The organism is Streptomyces sp. NPDC090994 (genome assembly GCF_044768905.1).
Lineage (GTDB): Bacteria > Actinomycetota > Actinomycetes > Streptomycetales > Streptomycetaceae > Streptomyces.
Map to the genome: position 1 here is coordinate 39,522 of NZ_JBIVWS010000028.1, position 14,141 is coordinate 53,662.

A 14,141-nucleotide genomic window follows, 5' to 3' on the forward strand; every position below is an offset into this window, starting at 1 on the left:
ACAAGGAGCAGTGATGAAGATCCGGAGCACCTCGCGCGGCGTCGTCGCCGCGGGCGTCCTGTGCGCCGCGCTCGTGTTCAGCGGCTGCTCGGCGGACCCGTCGGCTTCGTCGGCGGCGACCGATCCGGCCGTCGTCCGGGCGGCCCGGACCGCCGTGGAGGCGGGCTACGCCGGCAACGACGGTTCCCCGCCGACGAACGGACCGGCGCCGGCGACCGGCACGTCGGTGTGGATCCTGTCGGCGTTCGAGCAGATCCCCGGGCTGGCCGAGCTGACCAGCCAGACGAAGGAGGCCGTGCGGGCGATCGGCTGGCGCGGTTCCGTGTGCGACGGCCAGAACAACGTCGACGGCGCGTGGGCGAAATGCGTCCGCCAGGCGGTGGCGGCGGACGCCGACGCGATCATCCTGGAGAGCATCGACTGCGCGCCCGTGCGGTCCGCGCTGAAGGAAGCCAGGGCGGCGGGCATCCGCGTCGCCTCCCTGACCTCCTTCGACTGCGACGATCCCGCCCAGGGCGGCGGCGATCCGCTGTTCGACGTCACGGTGCCGCTGGGCGACGACGGGGTCGGCCCCGCCGAGTTCTCCCGCGAGACCGGTGCACTGCGCGCGCAGTGGGCCATCGCGCGCTCCGGCGGGGACGCCGACATCCTGCACGTCGAGTTCCGCGGCGTCGCGTTCGGCGACTACCAGGCGGAAGGGTTCGAGACCGCCATCCGCGCATGCGCCGGCTGCGACGTCGTGCAGACGGTGACGATCACCACCGCCGATGTCGGCCAGATCCGGCAGAAGTTCGAAACCGCGCTGCTGCAGGCCGGGAACGTCGATCTCGTCGTCGTCGACTCCGAGTTCATGATGTCCGGCGGCATCGCCGCGGCGCTGCGAGCGGCTTCCGTGCAGGTGCCGGTGCTGGCCGGTGAGTGCGGCATCGACACCATCGACTACATCCACCAGGGCAGGGCCACGGCGTGCACCGGCATGTCCCTGGGCCGGGTTGCGTGGGCCGCGGTCGACGGACTGAACCGGGTGTTCGCCGGCCGGCCGACCGTGCCCTCGGGCACCGGCTGGTACCTGGTCGACGCGGAACACCACCTGCCGGCCGCCGGGGAGAACTTCGACGGACCGGTCGACTACCGGTCGGCCTACCGCAGGACGTGGCGATGACCGCCGACGGCACCGGGCAGCCGACGCCCACTCCCCCCGCCTCGCTCCGGCTCCGGGGCGTCAGCAAGACCTTCGACGGCGTACGGGTCCTGCACGGACTGGACCTGACGGTCTCCCGAGGGACGTTCCACGCGCTCGCGGGCGGGAACGGCTCCGGGAAGTCGACCACGCTGAAGATCCTCGCCGGTATCCACCACGCCGACCCGGGCGGCACCGTCGCGGTCGGCGGGGTGAGCGTGGACGCGGCACGCTGGGACGCGTCCACCGCGCACCGGGCCGGGCTGCGCTTCGTCCACCAGGACCTGGGGCTCGTCGACGACCTCACCATCGCGGAGAACTTCGCCCTCGTCGGCGGCTTCCCCCGGCTGGCCGCCGGCATCAACTGGTCCCGGCTGCACCGGGCGACCGGCCGGGCCCTGGAGCGGGCGGGCCTGTCCCTCGACCCGCGTACGACGGTGGGCAGGCTGCGGCCCGGCATGAAGACCCTCGTGGCCATCGCCCGGGCGACGGGCGCGGACGAACCCACCGGTGCGGAGATCCTCGTCCTGGACGAGCCCACCGCGAGCCTGCCCCGGCACGAGGCCGACCTGCTGCTGCGGGCGCTGCGCGAGCGGCGCGACGCCGGGGCGACCATCGTGTACGTCAGCCACCGCATCCCGGAGATCCTCGCGTGCGCCGACGACCTCTCCGTGCTCCGCGACGGACGCCTGGTGCACAGCGGACCGAACACCGGGCTGGCCGAGCCGGACGTCATCGAGCTGATGACCGGTGCGGCCGAGCCGTCGGCCGCACCGGGCGAACGGCCCAGCCGCTCCCGCGGCGCCCCGGTGCTCCGGACGCACGACGCCACCGGGCCCGGATGGGGACCGTGCTCGCTGACCGCGCACGCGGGTGAGATCGTCGGCGTCGCCGGGACGCTCGGCTCCGGACGGAGCCGGATGCTGCGCACCCTCGCCGGCCGGCTCCCGCTGACCGGGGGCCGTATCGAGGTACGCGGCACACCGCGGCGACACCGCACCGTGGGCGAGGCGATCGCGGCCGGGATCGTCTACGTCTCCGAGGACCGCGCCCGCGAATCCGCCTTCCCCGACCGGCCGTTGTGGGAGAACATCTCGTGCGCCGTGCTCGGGGCGTACACCCGCCCCTGGGGCGTCGACCGGCGGCGGGAACGGCGCGACGCCGTCGAGCGGGCCGACGCGTTCGGGGTCAGGGCGGGCCACGCGAGCGTCCCGTTCACGGCGCTGTCCGGTGGCAACCAGCAGAAGGCGGTGATCGCCCGCGCGACCTGGCCGCGGCCGGCGGCCCTGCTGCTCGACGAACCCACCCAGGGCGTCGACGCCGCCGCCCGCCGGGACATCCACGCGCATGTCCGCGCCCATGTCGCCGGCGGTGCCACCGCGATCGTCGTCTCCTCCGACTTCGTCGAACTGGCCGCCCTGTGCGACCGGGTGCTGGTCCTGCACGACGGCGTGCCGGTCGGTGAGATCGAGGGCGGCGCACTCAGCGAATCCACCATCGCCCAGGCCGTGCTGGCCGCAGGAAGGGTGCCCACGTCATGACCGTACCGACAGACGAGTCCCGTGCGGCGGGCAGCCGAGCGGACCGCGCCACCGCGAAGCCGGGCCTGCCGGTCCGCGGCGGGCGCACCGCCGTCGGACTGCTGGAGCGGTACGGGCTGCTGCTGCTCCTGATCGTCCTCACCCTCGCCTTCTGGCTGTCCCCGGTCTCCGGACCGGCGTTCGGGACCGCCCGGAACTGGGCGGCGCTCACCGCCAACCAGTCGGTGACCCTCGTCGTCGCCCTCGCCGTGCTGATCCCCCTGATCGCCGGGTTCTTCGACTTCTCGGTCGGCGCGGTGGCGGCCGCGGCGTCGGTCACCGCCGCGTCCGCGATGTCCCGCTACCATCTGCCGCTGCCCGTCGCGGTCGGCCTGGCGCTCGTGCTCGGTGTTCTCATCGGGTTGTCGCAAGGGCTGCTGGTCGCCCATGTGCGCATGAACCCCTTCATCGCGACGCTCGGTACGGCGACCCTGCTCGGCGGCGTCATCTTCGCCTACACCGACGGCCTGCAGATCACCCAGGGGATCGCCGGGGAGCTGACCACGCTCGGCTCCGCCGACTGGTCCGGCTTCCCGGTGATCGTCCTGGTGGTCGCCGTGCTCGCCGCCGCGGTGTGGTTCTTCACCGCCAACACCCCGACCGGCCGACGGCTCTACGCGATCGGTTCCAACCCGGCCGCCGCCGAGCTGATCGGCGTGAACGTGCGACGCGTCCAGGTCGGTGCCTTCGTCGGCTCCGGACTGCTCGCCTCCGTCGCCGGGGTGCTGCTGCTGGCCCGGCAGTCCGCGGCCACCTCGGACAACGGCATGTCGATGCTGTTCCCGGCGCTCACCGCGGTGCTGCTGTCCACCATTGTCGTCGACGTGGGCCGGCCCTCGGTGCTCGGGACGGTGATCGGCGTCCTGTTCGTCGCGGTCAGCGTCAGCGGCCTGACCCTGCTGGGCGCGCCCTCCTGGGTCGGCTCCGTGTTCAACGGAGCCGCGCTGCTGATCGCGGTCGGCGTCGCCAGCCTGTCCCGCCTGCTGGGCAGGAAGGGCACCGCGTGACACCGCCGAGCGGACCGGGGGACGGGCCAGGGGCCCCGCTCCCGCCACACCCCCTCACAGAGAGGCAGCACCGCATGACCGTCACCCCGCCGCGGCTGCGGCACGCGTTCACCATCGTGGCCGAAGTGGCCGCCGGCCACCACGTCGGAGACACCGGCGCCGGCGATCTCACCGTCGTCCCCATCACCGGCGGAACCGTCGAGGGCGGCGGGCTGCGCGGCAAGGTGCTGCCCGGCGGGGCGGACTGGGCGATCCGCCGGCCGGACGGCTCCTGGCTCGTCGAGGCCCGCTACCAGTTGATGCTCGACTCCGGGACGGTGATCGACGTGCTCAACACCGGGCTCGCCCTGCCCACCGGGGGCGGCCCCCGGCAGCCGGAGTACGGCTACTTCCCGACCCGCCCGGTGTTCCGCACCGGCGCGGAGCCCTACCGGTGGCTGACCGACCGGGTCTTCCTCGGCTGGGGCGGCAGCAGCCGGGAGGCCACCACCATCGACGTCTTCACGGTCGAAGCCCCCTGAGTCGAAGCCCCCTGACCGCGCGACCCGACCCCGACCCCGAACCCGAACCGGAAGGCTGAACCAATTTGAACACCGCAACCCCGACCACAAGGGTGATCATCGACCACGACGTGCCGATGCCCGCCCGGGACGGCGTGGTGCTCCGCGCCAACGTCTACCGCCCCCAGGGCGAGGGGCCTTGGCCGGTCATCATGACGCGGCTGCCCTACGGCAAGGACAATCCGCCGACCATGGGATTCCACCCGCTGTTCCTGGACCCCGTCACCGCCGCCCGCCGCGGCTTCATCGTCGTGGTCCAGGACGTGCGCGGCGTGAACGCCTCCGACGGTGTCTTCCGGCCGTTCCGCGACGAGTACGACGACGGCGCCCGCGCGGTGAGCTGGGCCGCGACGCTGCCCGGCGCCAACGGCAAGGTCGGCCTCTACGGCGGGTCGTACTTCGGTTTCACGGCCATGGCCGCGGCCGCCGCGTCCGACCAGGTCGCCGCGATCATCCCGCGCATGCGCACCGCCGACCCGCTGAACGGCATGCACTACCGGCAGGGCGCGTTCGAACTGACCTCCATCGTCGGCTGGTTCCTGCGGATGGGCGTCGGCGAGGCCGCCCGGCGGTACGCCGACGACCCGGCCCGCTTCCGGGAGGTGGCCGCCCGGTTCGTGGCCGCCTCCGACGCGCTGTACGAGGACGGGTACCGGCACCGTCCGCTCAACCGGTTCGCACCGATGCGGGACATGCCGCTGGCCGAGGGCTTCTTCTTCCCGCTGGACCACCCCATGGACGCCGAGGCGCTGGACTACCTCGACTTCTCCAAGAAGATGGACCGCATCACCGCCCCGGCGATGCACGTGGGCGGCTGGTACGACCTGTTCCTGCAGACCACCCTCGACGACTTCACCGCCATGCGGGCCCGCGGCGTCCCGACACGGCTGGTGGTCGGGCCGGGCACGCACGGCGGCCCGACCACCGACCCGGTCGGCGAGCGCACCTTCGGCGCCGCGGCCGGCGACCTCGCGCTGAACCTCACCGACAACATGACCGACATGCAGTTGCGGTGGATGGAACGCTGGCTGCGCAACGACGGCGAACCCGTCCGTGACGAACCTGACATCCAGGTCTTCGTGATGGGCGAGAACCGGTGGCGCGCCCTGCCCGGGTGGCCCCCCGCCCACACCCCCACCGAGCTGTTCCTCGCCGCCGACGGAGTCCTCGCTCCCGAGGCACCCGCGGCCGAGGGCGTCCGCACCTACGTCTACGACCCGCAGGACCCGGTGCCGACCCTCGGCGGGGCGACGATGAGCGACCCGTCGCACCCGGCCGGCGCCTTCGACCAGCGTCCCGTGGAGTCCCGGCCGGACGTGCTCACGTTCACCACACCGCCACTGGAAGACGACCTCCCCGTGATCGGACGGCTCACCGCCCACGTCTGGGCGGCCTCCGACGCCGTGGACACCGACTTCGTCGTGCGGATCTGCGACGTCTTCCCGGACGGCAGGTCGTTCAACATCACCGACGGCGTGGTACGGGCGCACTACCGCGAGGCACACCGGGGCGCGGCACCGTCGCCGATCGAGCCCGGCACCCCGTACGCGTACGAGATCGACCTGTGGTCGACGGCGAACGTGTTCCGCCGGGGCCACCGGATACGTGTCCACGTCACGTCCAGCAACTTCCCGCGCTGGGACGCGAACCCCAACACCGGCGACGCGCTCGGCGCGGACCGAACCCGGGCAGCCCACCAGCACGTCCTGTTCGGCCCGGCCCATCCCTCACGGATCGTCCTGCCGGTCGCCGACCTCACCCGCACGGCACCCCTCGGAGGCGAAGCATGAAGGTGACCTGCTGGGTCGTCCCGGTCGAGAAGGACGACGTGCCCAGGCTGCGCGAGCTCGCCGCCGCCCTGGAAGGACCCGCTCGCGGCGCGTACGTGTCGTGCCAGCGGCGCACCGGGGCGGCACGGGAGATGTGCTTCCTGTGGGAGACCGCCGACCGCGCCTACTGCCTGCTGTACCTGCAGTCGGACGACATCAGGGCGACGATGGAGGCGTTCGAGAACTCCACCGACCCGTTCGACGCGTGGTTCCGGGAGCAACTCGGCCTGGTCTCCGCCGGCTGGCCCGACCCGGGCTGGGGCGCCCACCCCACGCCCGGTGTCGCGGAGCTGCTCTCGGTGTACGAGTCGGCCGACGAGTCACTCACCGCGCACGACGCCGGGTAGTGACATGCGTGTGTTCGCCCGGATAATCGGTCCGGGCGAACACCACCCCTTCGGGACCACGCCCGAGCGCGCCGAGCCGCGCCGATGCGATGGCGACGCGAGGGGACGGATCGCGGACTGGAGGGCGAGATGACCCCATCCACAGACGCCGCCGGGCACGCGGCGAGCGTGCGGCTCCCCGACGAGCTGGTCGGCTACCTCGCGCCTTCCGCCGGTGGTACGGCGGGCTCGGGCGAGGACGCGGTGGCCCTGCGGTGGTCCCCCACCGCCGCCACCCTCAGCCTGCAGTCCTGGACCATGGGCGACCTGCGTTTCTGCCTCGTCGAGGCCGACGACTCCGTCGACGCCCGCCCCTCCCGGTCCAGCCGCTGTCCCGGGCTGTTCCTCGGCATGTGCCTCGAAGGACGTGTCACCGTGTTCCAGCCACGCCGGACCGTGACGCTGGAGCCGGGCGAGTTCGCCTTCTACCGGTGCACGGACGCGGGCTGGATCGCCGCTTCCGGCCGGCATCGATGGCTCATCGTCGGGCTGGGGTTCGTCGAGGAGGACACCTGGCTGCCGCCCGTCGACTACTCCTGCCTCGACCACGGCACGCACCTGCCGGCCTCCGGTCCGCTGGCCGCTCTGCTGCGGGAGGTGGCGCCACCGCCCAGCGGTATGGGCGACGAGGTCCGGCGGCACTGCGCGCAGGCCATCCAGGCCCTCGTCCGGGCCGTGCTCGCCGTCGCCGCGGGGGGCACCGGGCCGTCGCCCGCCGAAGACCGTTTCGCCCGCCTCTCGCAGTGGATCGACGACCACCTCGACCAGCACATCGACGCCGGTGTGATCGCCCGGGCGCACCACCTGTCGGCCGGTCATGTCCGGCGCATCTTCGCCCGCCGGAGCACCACCGTGTCCGCCTCTGTCCGCGACCGCCGGCTCGAACGGCTCCGGCTGGACCTCGTCGACCCACGCCACGCGGCGACCACCATCGCGGTGCTCAGCGAACGCTGGAACCTCACGAACGCCCCTGCGGTGAGCAGGACGTTCAAGGACAGGTACGGCCTGTCGCCCCGCGCCTACCGCAAGGCGTACCTGCCTCATCAGGGCGGCACCGCGCGCCGCGTGTACGCCGCTCCAGCCGGTCCGACGGCTGCCACCTGACGGACGGCGCCGCTTGCCCGGGCCGGGCGGCGCCACTCTCGACTGCGCCTGCGCGGGGGCATCGGGGCACCGACCTGGGGTGGGCGTGACCAGTCTCGTTGGTGGCCGCGTGGCAGTGCTCAGCGTTGCGGGGGTTGACGCCGAGCCCCGTCACCGCATTCGCGTGGCCGCCCGACCTTCATCCTGTGGACCGGCCTGCTCGGGCGGATTCTGACGGAAATTCATCGTGGCAGGTACATGACGGGAGCGGAGTGCGAGGCATACCATCGCAACGCCCCGGAGGAGCGGTCGACGGTCCGTCCAGCCCCCACCTCACCGCCCACCGGACACCCCCCACGGAACACCCCCCCACGGAAGAAGGAGCAGCAATGCCCCTCGGCACTTGGTTCTCGGCAGGCACTTCCGCCACGGTCCTCGTCCTCGCCATGTCGGGCGCCGCGACCGCCGCTCCCGCTCCCGCTTCCGCTCCCGCGAGTGAGGCGTCCCCCGCGCGGGCGGCAGCGGTGACCCTGCGCTACGACGACAGTGGCGCCGCGGGCTGGGAAGCCGCCGTCGCGGCCGGAGTCGCCTCATGGAACGCGAACGTGAGCAACGTCCGCCTGGTGGAAGCGACTTCCGGCTCCGCGGCCGAGATCGTGATCGTCGCCACCACGGGCTGGCCGCAGGCCACGCTCGGACCCGTTCGTCCGGGCCGTCAGGTACGCGTCGAACTCGGCAGCCAGGCCGTGGCCCAGGGCTACGACAGGACGCGCATCGCCGCTCACGAACTGGGGCACAGTCTCGGTCTGCCGGACACCAAGCCAGGCCCCTGTTCCCAGCTGATGTCGGGGTCGAGCGCCGGCCCGGCCTGCACCAACGCCACACCGGACGCCGCCGAGCGCTCCCGCGTACAGTCCGCCTACGCGAGCGCGATCGCCGCACTCGCGCTCACGGACGGCCGGACCCTGGTCGACACGCCCTGACCACTCGGCCGTCCAGCGGACGGGCGTCCCGGGGACCTCGACGAAATCCCCGGGACGGCACTCCCGGCGGCGCAGCCTTCCGCCTCGCGGCCATCGCCTCAGACGCGGCGCGTGTTGATCCAGACCGCGTGTGCCTCCCGCGGGTGCGGGTTGGTGATGAGGTGCTCCTGGTCGGTGGGGTACTGGATCGCGTCTCCCTGCCGCAACGGGTGCTCGGCTCGCCGCAGGCCGACGACCAGTGCGCCGCTCAGCACCACCCCGTACTCGTGCCCGGGATGGCGTGCGGGGACGGCGGCGTGCGACGCGTTGGGCGGGTAGGTGTCGACATACAGCTCGAAGCGGTGTTCCGGCAGGTCCAGGGCGAGCCGCCGGACGACTCCGCCGCCGGTGCGGATGACCTGCTGCCGCTCGCGCGGCACGACCGGTTCGTCGGGTGGCGGGGTGGCGAACAGGGCGGTGAGGCTGACGTCGAGCGCCGTCGCGATCGCGTAGAGCGTGCCCACCGAGGCGCTGATCCGGCCCCGTTCCACGGTGCTGAGCATCGAGACGGAGAGCCCCGAGCGGTCCGCCAGCATCTGGAGCGTCATGTTCTTGTCCCGGCGGTGCCTGCGGATGCGCGCGCCGATGGCGGACAGCACGTCCTCCAGGGCGTCCTCGGCACCGTCGCCGGTCCGGGCGCTCGGCGCGGTCTCGTCGGCCGTATCGTCCACAGCGGTCATGAGGGAACTCTCGCTCATCAGGTCTCCTTCTCGCCAGGCAGCGGGTGGAGTCCGCGCATCGCGGCAGGCGCGCAGGACACCGCGAGCGCCGCGCACAGCAGGACGGCGAACACCGTCAGCGCGGTGGTGACCGGCAGCCGGGTGGTGGCCAGCCCCAGCCCCAGGACGGGCACCGCCAGGCCGGTGTAGGCCCAGCGCATGACGACCGCGCCGACCACCTGCCGGTCCGTCCGCCGGTCCGTCAGCCGGGTACCGGCCGCGCCGAGCGCCTCGCCGAGCGCTCCTTTGAAGAGCAGGCCGCTGCCCACGCCCGCGGCGAGGCAGCAGGCCAGGAACAGCCCGGCCGACTGCCACGAGGTCGCCGCGCCCAGTCCCACCAGACCGGTGCCCATGACTACGGCCGCGGTGCCGGCCGGCCGGGCCGGCAGCAGCCCGCCCGCCGCCGCGGCGGCGAACGGCAGGAAGGCGCAGGCCCCCAGCAGCGCCGTGGAGGGATGGTCGGTCACCGCGGCAAGCATCGTCGGCGTCAGCGCGCCGAACACCCCGGTGGTGGCGAAGGCCAGCGCCGCCCGGACGCGCGGTGCGAGGGCGATCACCGGTCGCGGTCCTCGTGGTCCGCGCGGTCCTCGTGGTCCGCGCGGTACGGGTGCGGCGGGCCGCGGACGGCCGGACTGGTCGCGTCCGGTCAGCACAACTCCCGCCGTGGCCACGGTCACCGCGCCGGCCAGGAGGGCGTAGGCGGTCGTCCGGGACAGTCCCGCGCCGCCGACCAGCACACCGGCCAGGACCGGGCCGAGGGCCAGGCCCAGCATGCTCAGCGCCGGGGCGCTGGTGCGCCACCGGTGCCGCGCGGGTGCGGGCAGCGACTCCACGGTCGTGTGCAGCCAGGCCGTCGCCACCGCCGAGGCCGACCCGGCGCCCGCTCCGGACAACGCCCGGGCCAGGGCGAACGGCACCAGGCCGGCGTCGAGGGCGAGGACCGTGGCGGCGACGGCGGCGGTGGCGCCCGAGGCCGCCACCAGCGTCCGTGGCCGCAGCCGGAGTCCGAACCGGCGCAGCAGTTCCAGACCGCCGACCGCGCCGCCGGCGAAGGCCGCGAACAGACAGGTCACTCCGAAGGCGTCGATGCCCAGGAGCCGTTCGTACTGCGGGTAGAGCGGGGTGGGGAACGTCGACACCGCCATCGACATCACCATGGTGGCCGCCGTGCACCAGGCGACGTTCCTGGCGGCCGTGTGCCCGCCCATCAGCCGGCGGCCACGGCCGACGCGGACCACGCCGCCCGCAGATCCGCCGCGTCCATGACCAGGCCGAGGTGGAGGGAGACGGTGTGCAGCGCGAACCGTTCCATGTCCGGGTCCGTCCCGCGCACCAGATCGGCGGCGACGACGACCCGGTAGCCGAGGTTGGAGGCGTCGAACGCGGTGTTGAGCACACAGCAGTCGGCCATGATGCCGTCCAGGACCACCGTGGTGACGCCCAGCTGCCGCAGCAGGAAGTCGAGGTCCGTGGGGTAGAAGGCGGACAGCCGCTTCTTGCCGGTGACGATCTCGTCGCCGTCCAGCACCTCGGTGGCGAACCGGGTCCACCGGCTGCCGGCCAGGGCGTGTTCGGCGGCGCCCGGTATCTCCCCGACGTGCTCGGTGAACGTCGACCGCCAGGCGCTGGGGCTGGTGCCGCGCAGGTCGTCGGCGCCGGACGCGCGCAGTTCGGAGCGTACGTGGACGACGGGCAGGCCGGCCGCGCGGGCGGCCCGGTGGAAGGCGTCGACCGGCGCGATGATCTCGCGTCCGCGCGGTGCCGGACAGGGGCAGGCCGGGTCCTGCGAGAGGTGTCCTTCGTGCATGTCGATGGAGACGACCGCGGTGCGGCCGGTGAAGTAGGGGGCGAACTTGCCCTTGAGGTCGAGGGGGCGGCGGTCGCCGTAGACGTGGTGGCTGATCATCGGTGCGTGGGCTCCGTGGGCTCCGTGGGTGGCGGGAAGGTGCTGCGGGTGCGTCGGCCGACGGCGGTCAGGGGGCCACCAGTTCCTTGTCCTGGTCGGTGGCGCGGCCCGGGCGGACGTCGGTGCCGGGCGTGGCCGAGGGGCGGGCGCCGCGCCGCTCCAGCAGCGGCCGGACACCGAAGTTGACGACGCCGTGCAGCACGACGAGCATCACCACGCCCACCATCATCGGGGTGGTGACGATGCCCGAGATGTCCTCCGGGAGCAGTGCCACGACGTCGGCCGGCAGGAACTGGGTGCCGAGCGCGACGATGAACGACGTACCGGCGACCGCCATGTTGAGGTCGTCCCACTCCACGTCCCGCAGCATCTGGATGCCGCTCATCGCGATGATGCCGAACAGCACCGTGGAGGCCGCGGAGAGCACCGGCGCGGACAGTCCGGCGATGAACAGGCTCACCTGCGGCAGGAAGGCCAGTACCAGGGCGAAGCAGCCGGCGGCCATGGTCACGAAGCGGCTGCCGATCCGGGTGACCCGGATGATGCCGGCGTTCTCCGGGTAGGACGTGGTGCCGATGCCGCCGAACGCCGCGCCCACGACGGAACCGAGGAACTCCGCGAACAGCCCGCGGTTGACCCGGGTCAGCGAGGGCCGCCGGCCACCCCAGCCGCCGACCAGCGTGTACATCCCCATCGCCTCGGCGCCGGCCTGGAGGAAGGCGAGCAGCATCAGCAGGACCACCGGCCACTCCACGCCGAACCCGAACGGCATGAAGTGCGGGGCGCCGACCACGGCGGCGCCGCCCAGGCCGGGCAGGGACCAACTGCCGGTCAGCGCCGCCAGCACCGAGCCGGCCACGATGCCCCACACGACGGCGCCGCGCTTGATCAGCGTGTTCCCACCGAAGATCATGCAGCAGAACACGGTGGCGACGGTCGCCGCGGCGATCCAGAAGCTGTGCCAGCCGAAGCCCGCGGTGCCCTTGGTGCCGAACCAGTCCGGCAGGCCGATGGAGGCGAGCTGGGCGCCGATGATGACGAAGAGCGTGCCGAACACCAGCGGGTCGGCGGCGAACCTCGCGAGGTGCCCGAACAGGCCGAACTTCCTGACCGGCACGGTCAGCAGCATGAAGACCGCGCCGGCCACCATCATCGAGCCGAACGCGACCCCGAGCCCGTAGGTGGCGCCGGAGGCGAGCAGCGCCGCGAGGAACGCGGCGGTGGGGCCCTGCACGATCGGCAGCCGCAGCACCTTGCTGGACTGCAGGATCGTCACGACACCGGTCATCAGGAAGCACGCCTGCACGATGTGGCTGACCGAGGTGTCGGACAGGCTCAAGGAGGCCCCGACGGCGGCGGGGAAGATCCAGATGCCGGTCAGGGCCAGCAGGTGCTGGAGGCCGTACAGCAGCAGTCGCGGTCCCGGCACACGGTCCTCGAACCCGACGTCCAGCACGGCGCCATGCGTGCCGTGTCGTTCATGCGTTTCACTCATGCTGAAAGAATTACGGTGTCACTGTTGCTTCGGCATATGCCGCACGTTGCCAGGTGATTTCGTGGCACACGTGTCGCGGCAGGGCCTTCCGCACTCCTTCAGCCGGCGGTACGCCGGCCGGCGCGGCGGATCCGGACCGGGCCGCGCGCCCCGGCCGGGTCGACGGGCTTCCCGCCCTGGGTGATCTCGACTTCCCCGGCCGCGGCCAGCCGCCGGGCGGCTCGGCGGACCGGGTTCCATCATTGCGCCGTTCAGACTCCCCAACTGGGTCATTGAGGGCTTATCCCCGTATACGGGTCGTCGTACAGCGACCATGCCGGGACGCAATCTGCCAAGAACTACCGCGAAAGCGAACCAAACGCTCACTTAGAGGACGTTCGCATCGCTAATGGATAGGTATGGGACAGTTCGCCGGTTGGTGAACTTGCCGCTGTCCAGGGCTTTTACGAGTTTTGCGAAGACTTAAGGGTCGTCATGGAAGGTCGATTCACCCGCGATTGGAGCGATAGCTCCTTTCCGGTTCGATAATGACCCGCTAGATATTGTTTTGCCTCGCTCGTTCGAGCGATGGCGCCACGGCGAGGCACCTGCATGACTGTCTACATGACCCCGCATTCCTCCCGCCTGCCCTATCCGAGCGATCTGTCCGATGCCCGTTGGGCGTTGATGGAGCCGATCTTGACGGCCTGGGGGGGGCCGCCACCATCTTCGGGTACTTCAGCACCTGGTCCTCCGACGGCACGATCGAGAAACTCGGCCTTCATCTCCACCGGATGGTCCGTGAGCAGGAGGGGCGCAAGGCCGAGCCCACCGCCTGCGTCATCGACGCCCAGTCGGTGAAAACCGCACCACACCCAGGGCACCGACGCCGGCAAGAAGATCGTCGGCCGTAAACGCAGCATCGTCGTCGACACCCTCGGCCTGTTACTGCTGGTCACGGTGACCGCCGCCAGCATCTCGGACAACGAGGCCGGCATCCAGCTCCTGACCCGCGTCGCCACCAGCCACCCCACGATCAGCAAGGCATGGGTCGACACCGGCTACAAGAAGAAAGTGATCGAGCACGGTGCCTCGCTCGGCATCGACGTCGATGTCGTTCCGCGAAATGAGCAGGTCAAAGGCTTCTCCGTGATCCCGCGGCGCTGGGTTGTGGAGCGAAGTTTCGGATGGATCATGATGCACCGCCGCCTCGCCCGCGACTACGAGGCCAAACCCGCCCACTCCGAGAGCATGATCCGCCTCGCGATGATCTCCAACCTCGCGAAACGAGCCACGGGTGAAACAGTCATGACCTAGCACAACCCGTGAACATCGCCGCCGCATCGTCGGAACGCGTGGCGGGCCAGCGTCAGGAGATCCGCCTCTGCATACGAC

12 protein-coding genes and 2 pseudogenes are annotated in these 14,141 nt (G+C 72.1%); 9 read left to right on the plus strand and 5 right to left on the minus strand.

The features are described 5' to 3' along the window. Positions 1 to 13 precede the first annotated feature (13 nt). The 8 genes from ACIQR3_RS34070 (at position 14) to ACIQR3_RS34105 (ending at position 8,608) form a co-directional block, all read left to right on the plus strand. On the plus strand, positions 14 to 1,162 hold the full coding sequence (locus tag ACIQR3_RS34070) for a substrate-binding domain-containing protein (RefSeq protein WP_403544886.1): 1,149 nt from the start codon (positions 14 to 16) through the stop codon (positions 1,160 to 1,162). Next, the gene (locus ACIQR3_RS34075; RefSeq protein WP_403544888.1) at positions 1,159 to 2,721 is read left to right on the plus strand and encodes a sugar ABC transporter ATP-binding protein; all 1,563 of its coding nucleotides are present in this window, start codon (positions 1,159 to 1,161) and stop codon (positions 2,719 to 2,721) included. The genes ACIQR3_RS34070 and ACIQR3_RS34075 overlap by 4 nt, the downstream gene beginning before the upstream one ends. Continuing rightward, a complete protein-coding gene (locus ACIQR3_RS34080; RefSeq protein WP_403544890.1) occupies positions 2,718 to 3,767 on the plus strand; it encodes an ABC transporter permease in 1,050 nt (349 codons plus the stop codon). The genes ACIQR3_RS34075 and ACIQR3_RS34080 overlap by 4 nt, the downstream gene beginning before the upstream one ends. A gap of 74 nt (positions 3,768 to 3,841) precedes the next feature. Further along, positions 3,842 to 4,288 carry a DUF3237 family protein gene (locus tag ACIQR3_RS34085; protein ID WP_403544892.1) on the plus strand — a complete coding sequence of 149 codons (447 nt, stop codon included), beginning with the start codon at positions 3,842 to 3,844 and terminating at the stop codon, positions 4,286 to 4,288. A 65-nt stretch (positions 4,289 to 4,353) separates the two neighbouring features. Then, positions 4,354 to 6,117: a CocE/NonD family hydrolase gene (locus ACIQR3_RS34090; protein WP_403544894.1), complete on the plus strand. Its 1,764-nt coding sequence runs from the start codon at positions 4,354 to 4,356 to the stop codon at positions 6,115 to 6,117. Further along, positions 6,114 to 6,503 carry a hypothetical protein gene (locus ACIQR3_RS34095; protein ID WP_403544896.1) on the plus strand — a complete coding sequence of 130 codons (390 nt, stop codon included), beginning with the start codon at positions 6,114 to 6,116 and terminating at the stop codon, positions 6,501 to 6,503. The genes ACIQR3_RS34090 and ACIQR3_RS34095 overlap by 4 nt, the downstream gene beginning before the upstream one ends. Before the next feature lie 129 nt (positions 6,504 to 6,632). Next, a complete protein-coding gene (locus ACIQR3_RS34100) occupies positions 6,633 to 7,646 on the plus strand; it encodes a helix-turn-helix domain-containing protein (RefSeq protein ID WP_403544898.1) in 1,014 nt (337 codons plus the stop codon). Between the two features lie 368 nt (positions 7,647 to 8,014). After that, a complete protein-coding gene (locus ACIQR3_RS34105) occupies positions 8,015 to 8,608 on the plus strand; it encodes a snapalysin family zinc-dependent metalloprotease (RefSeq protein ID WP_403544900.1) in 594 nt (197 codons plus the stop codon). A gap of 98 nt (positions 8,609 to 8,706) precedes the next feature. Here ACIQR3_RS34105 and ACIQR3_RS34110 read toward each other — a convergent pair whose 3' ends face one another. The 5 genes and pseudogenes from ACIQR3_RS34110 to ACIQR3_RS34130 form a co-directional block, all read right to left on the minus strand. Next, positions 8,707 to 9,345 carry a helix-turn-helix domain-containing protein gene (locus ACIQR3_RS34110; protein WP_403544902.1) on the minus strand — a complete coding sequence of 213 codons (639 nt, stop codon included), beginning with the start codon at positions 9,343 to 9,345 and terminating at the stop codon, positions 8,707 to 8,709. Then, positions 9,345 to 10,604, minus strand: a complete 1,260-nt coding sequence (locus tag ACIQR3_RS34115) for an MFS transporter (protein WP_403544904.1) — start codon at positions 10,602 to 10,604, stop codon at positions 9,345 to 9,347. Before ACIQR3_RS34115 ends, ACIQR3_RS34110 begins: the two co-directional genes overlap by 1 nt. Next, positions 10,574 to 11,272 (minus strand): cysteine hydrolase family protein, encoded by a 699-nt coding sequence (locus ACIQR3_RS34120; RefSeq protein WP_403544906.1) that lies wholly within the window; start codon positions 11,270 to 11,272, stop codon positions 10,574 to 10,576. Before ACIQR3_RS34120 ends, ACIQR3_RS34115 begins: the two co-directional genes overlap by 31 nt. Positions 11,273 to 11,339: 67 nt before the next feature. Next, positions 11,340 to 12,767, minus strand: coding sequence for a uracil-xanthine permease family protein (locus ACIQR3_RS34125; protein WP_403544907.1), 1,428 nt, complete (start codon positions 12,765 to 12,767; stop codon positions 11,340 to 11,342). 98 nt (positions 12,768 to 12,865) lie between these two features. Continuing rightward, positions 12,866 to 13,000, minus strand: a pseudogene (locus tag ACIQR3_RS34130) (DUF3253 domain-containing protein); the annotation flags it as partial. Between the two features lie 370 nt (positions 13,001 to 13,370). Between ACIQR3_RS34130 and ACIQR3_RS34135 the strand changes: the two are divergent. Continuing rightward, positions 13,371 to 14,063 (plus strand): annotated as a pseudogene (locus ACIQR3_RS34135) (IS5 family transposase). Positions 14,064 to 14,141 lie beyond the last annotated feature (78 nt).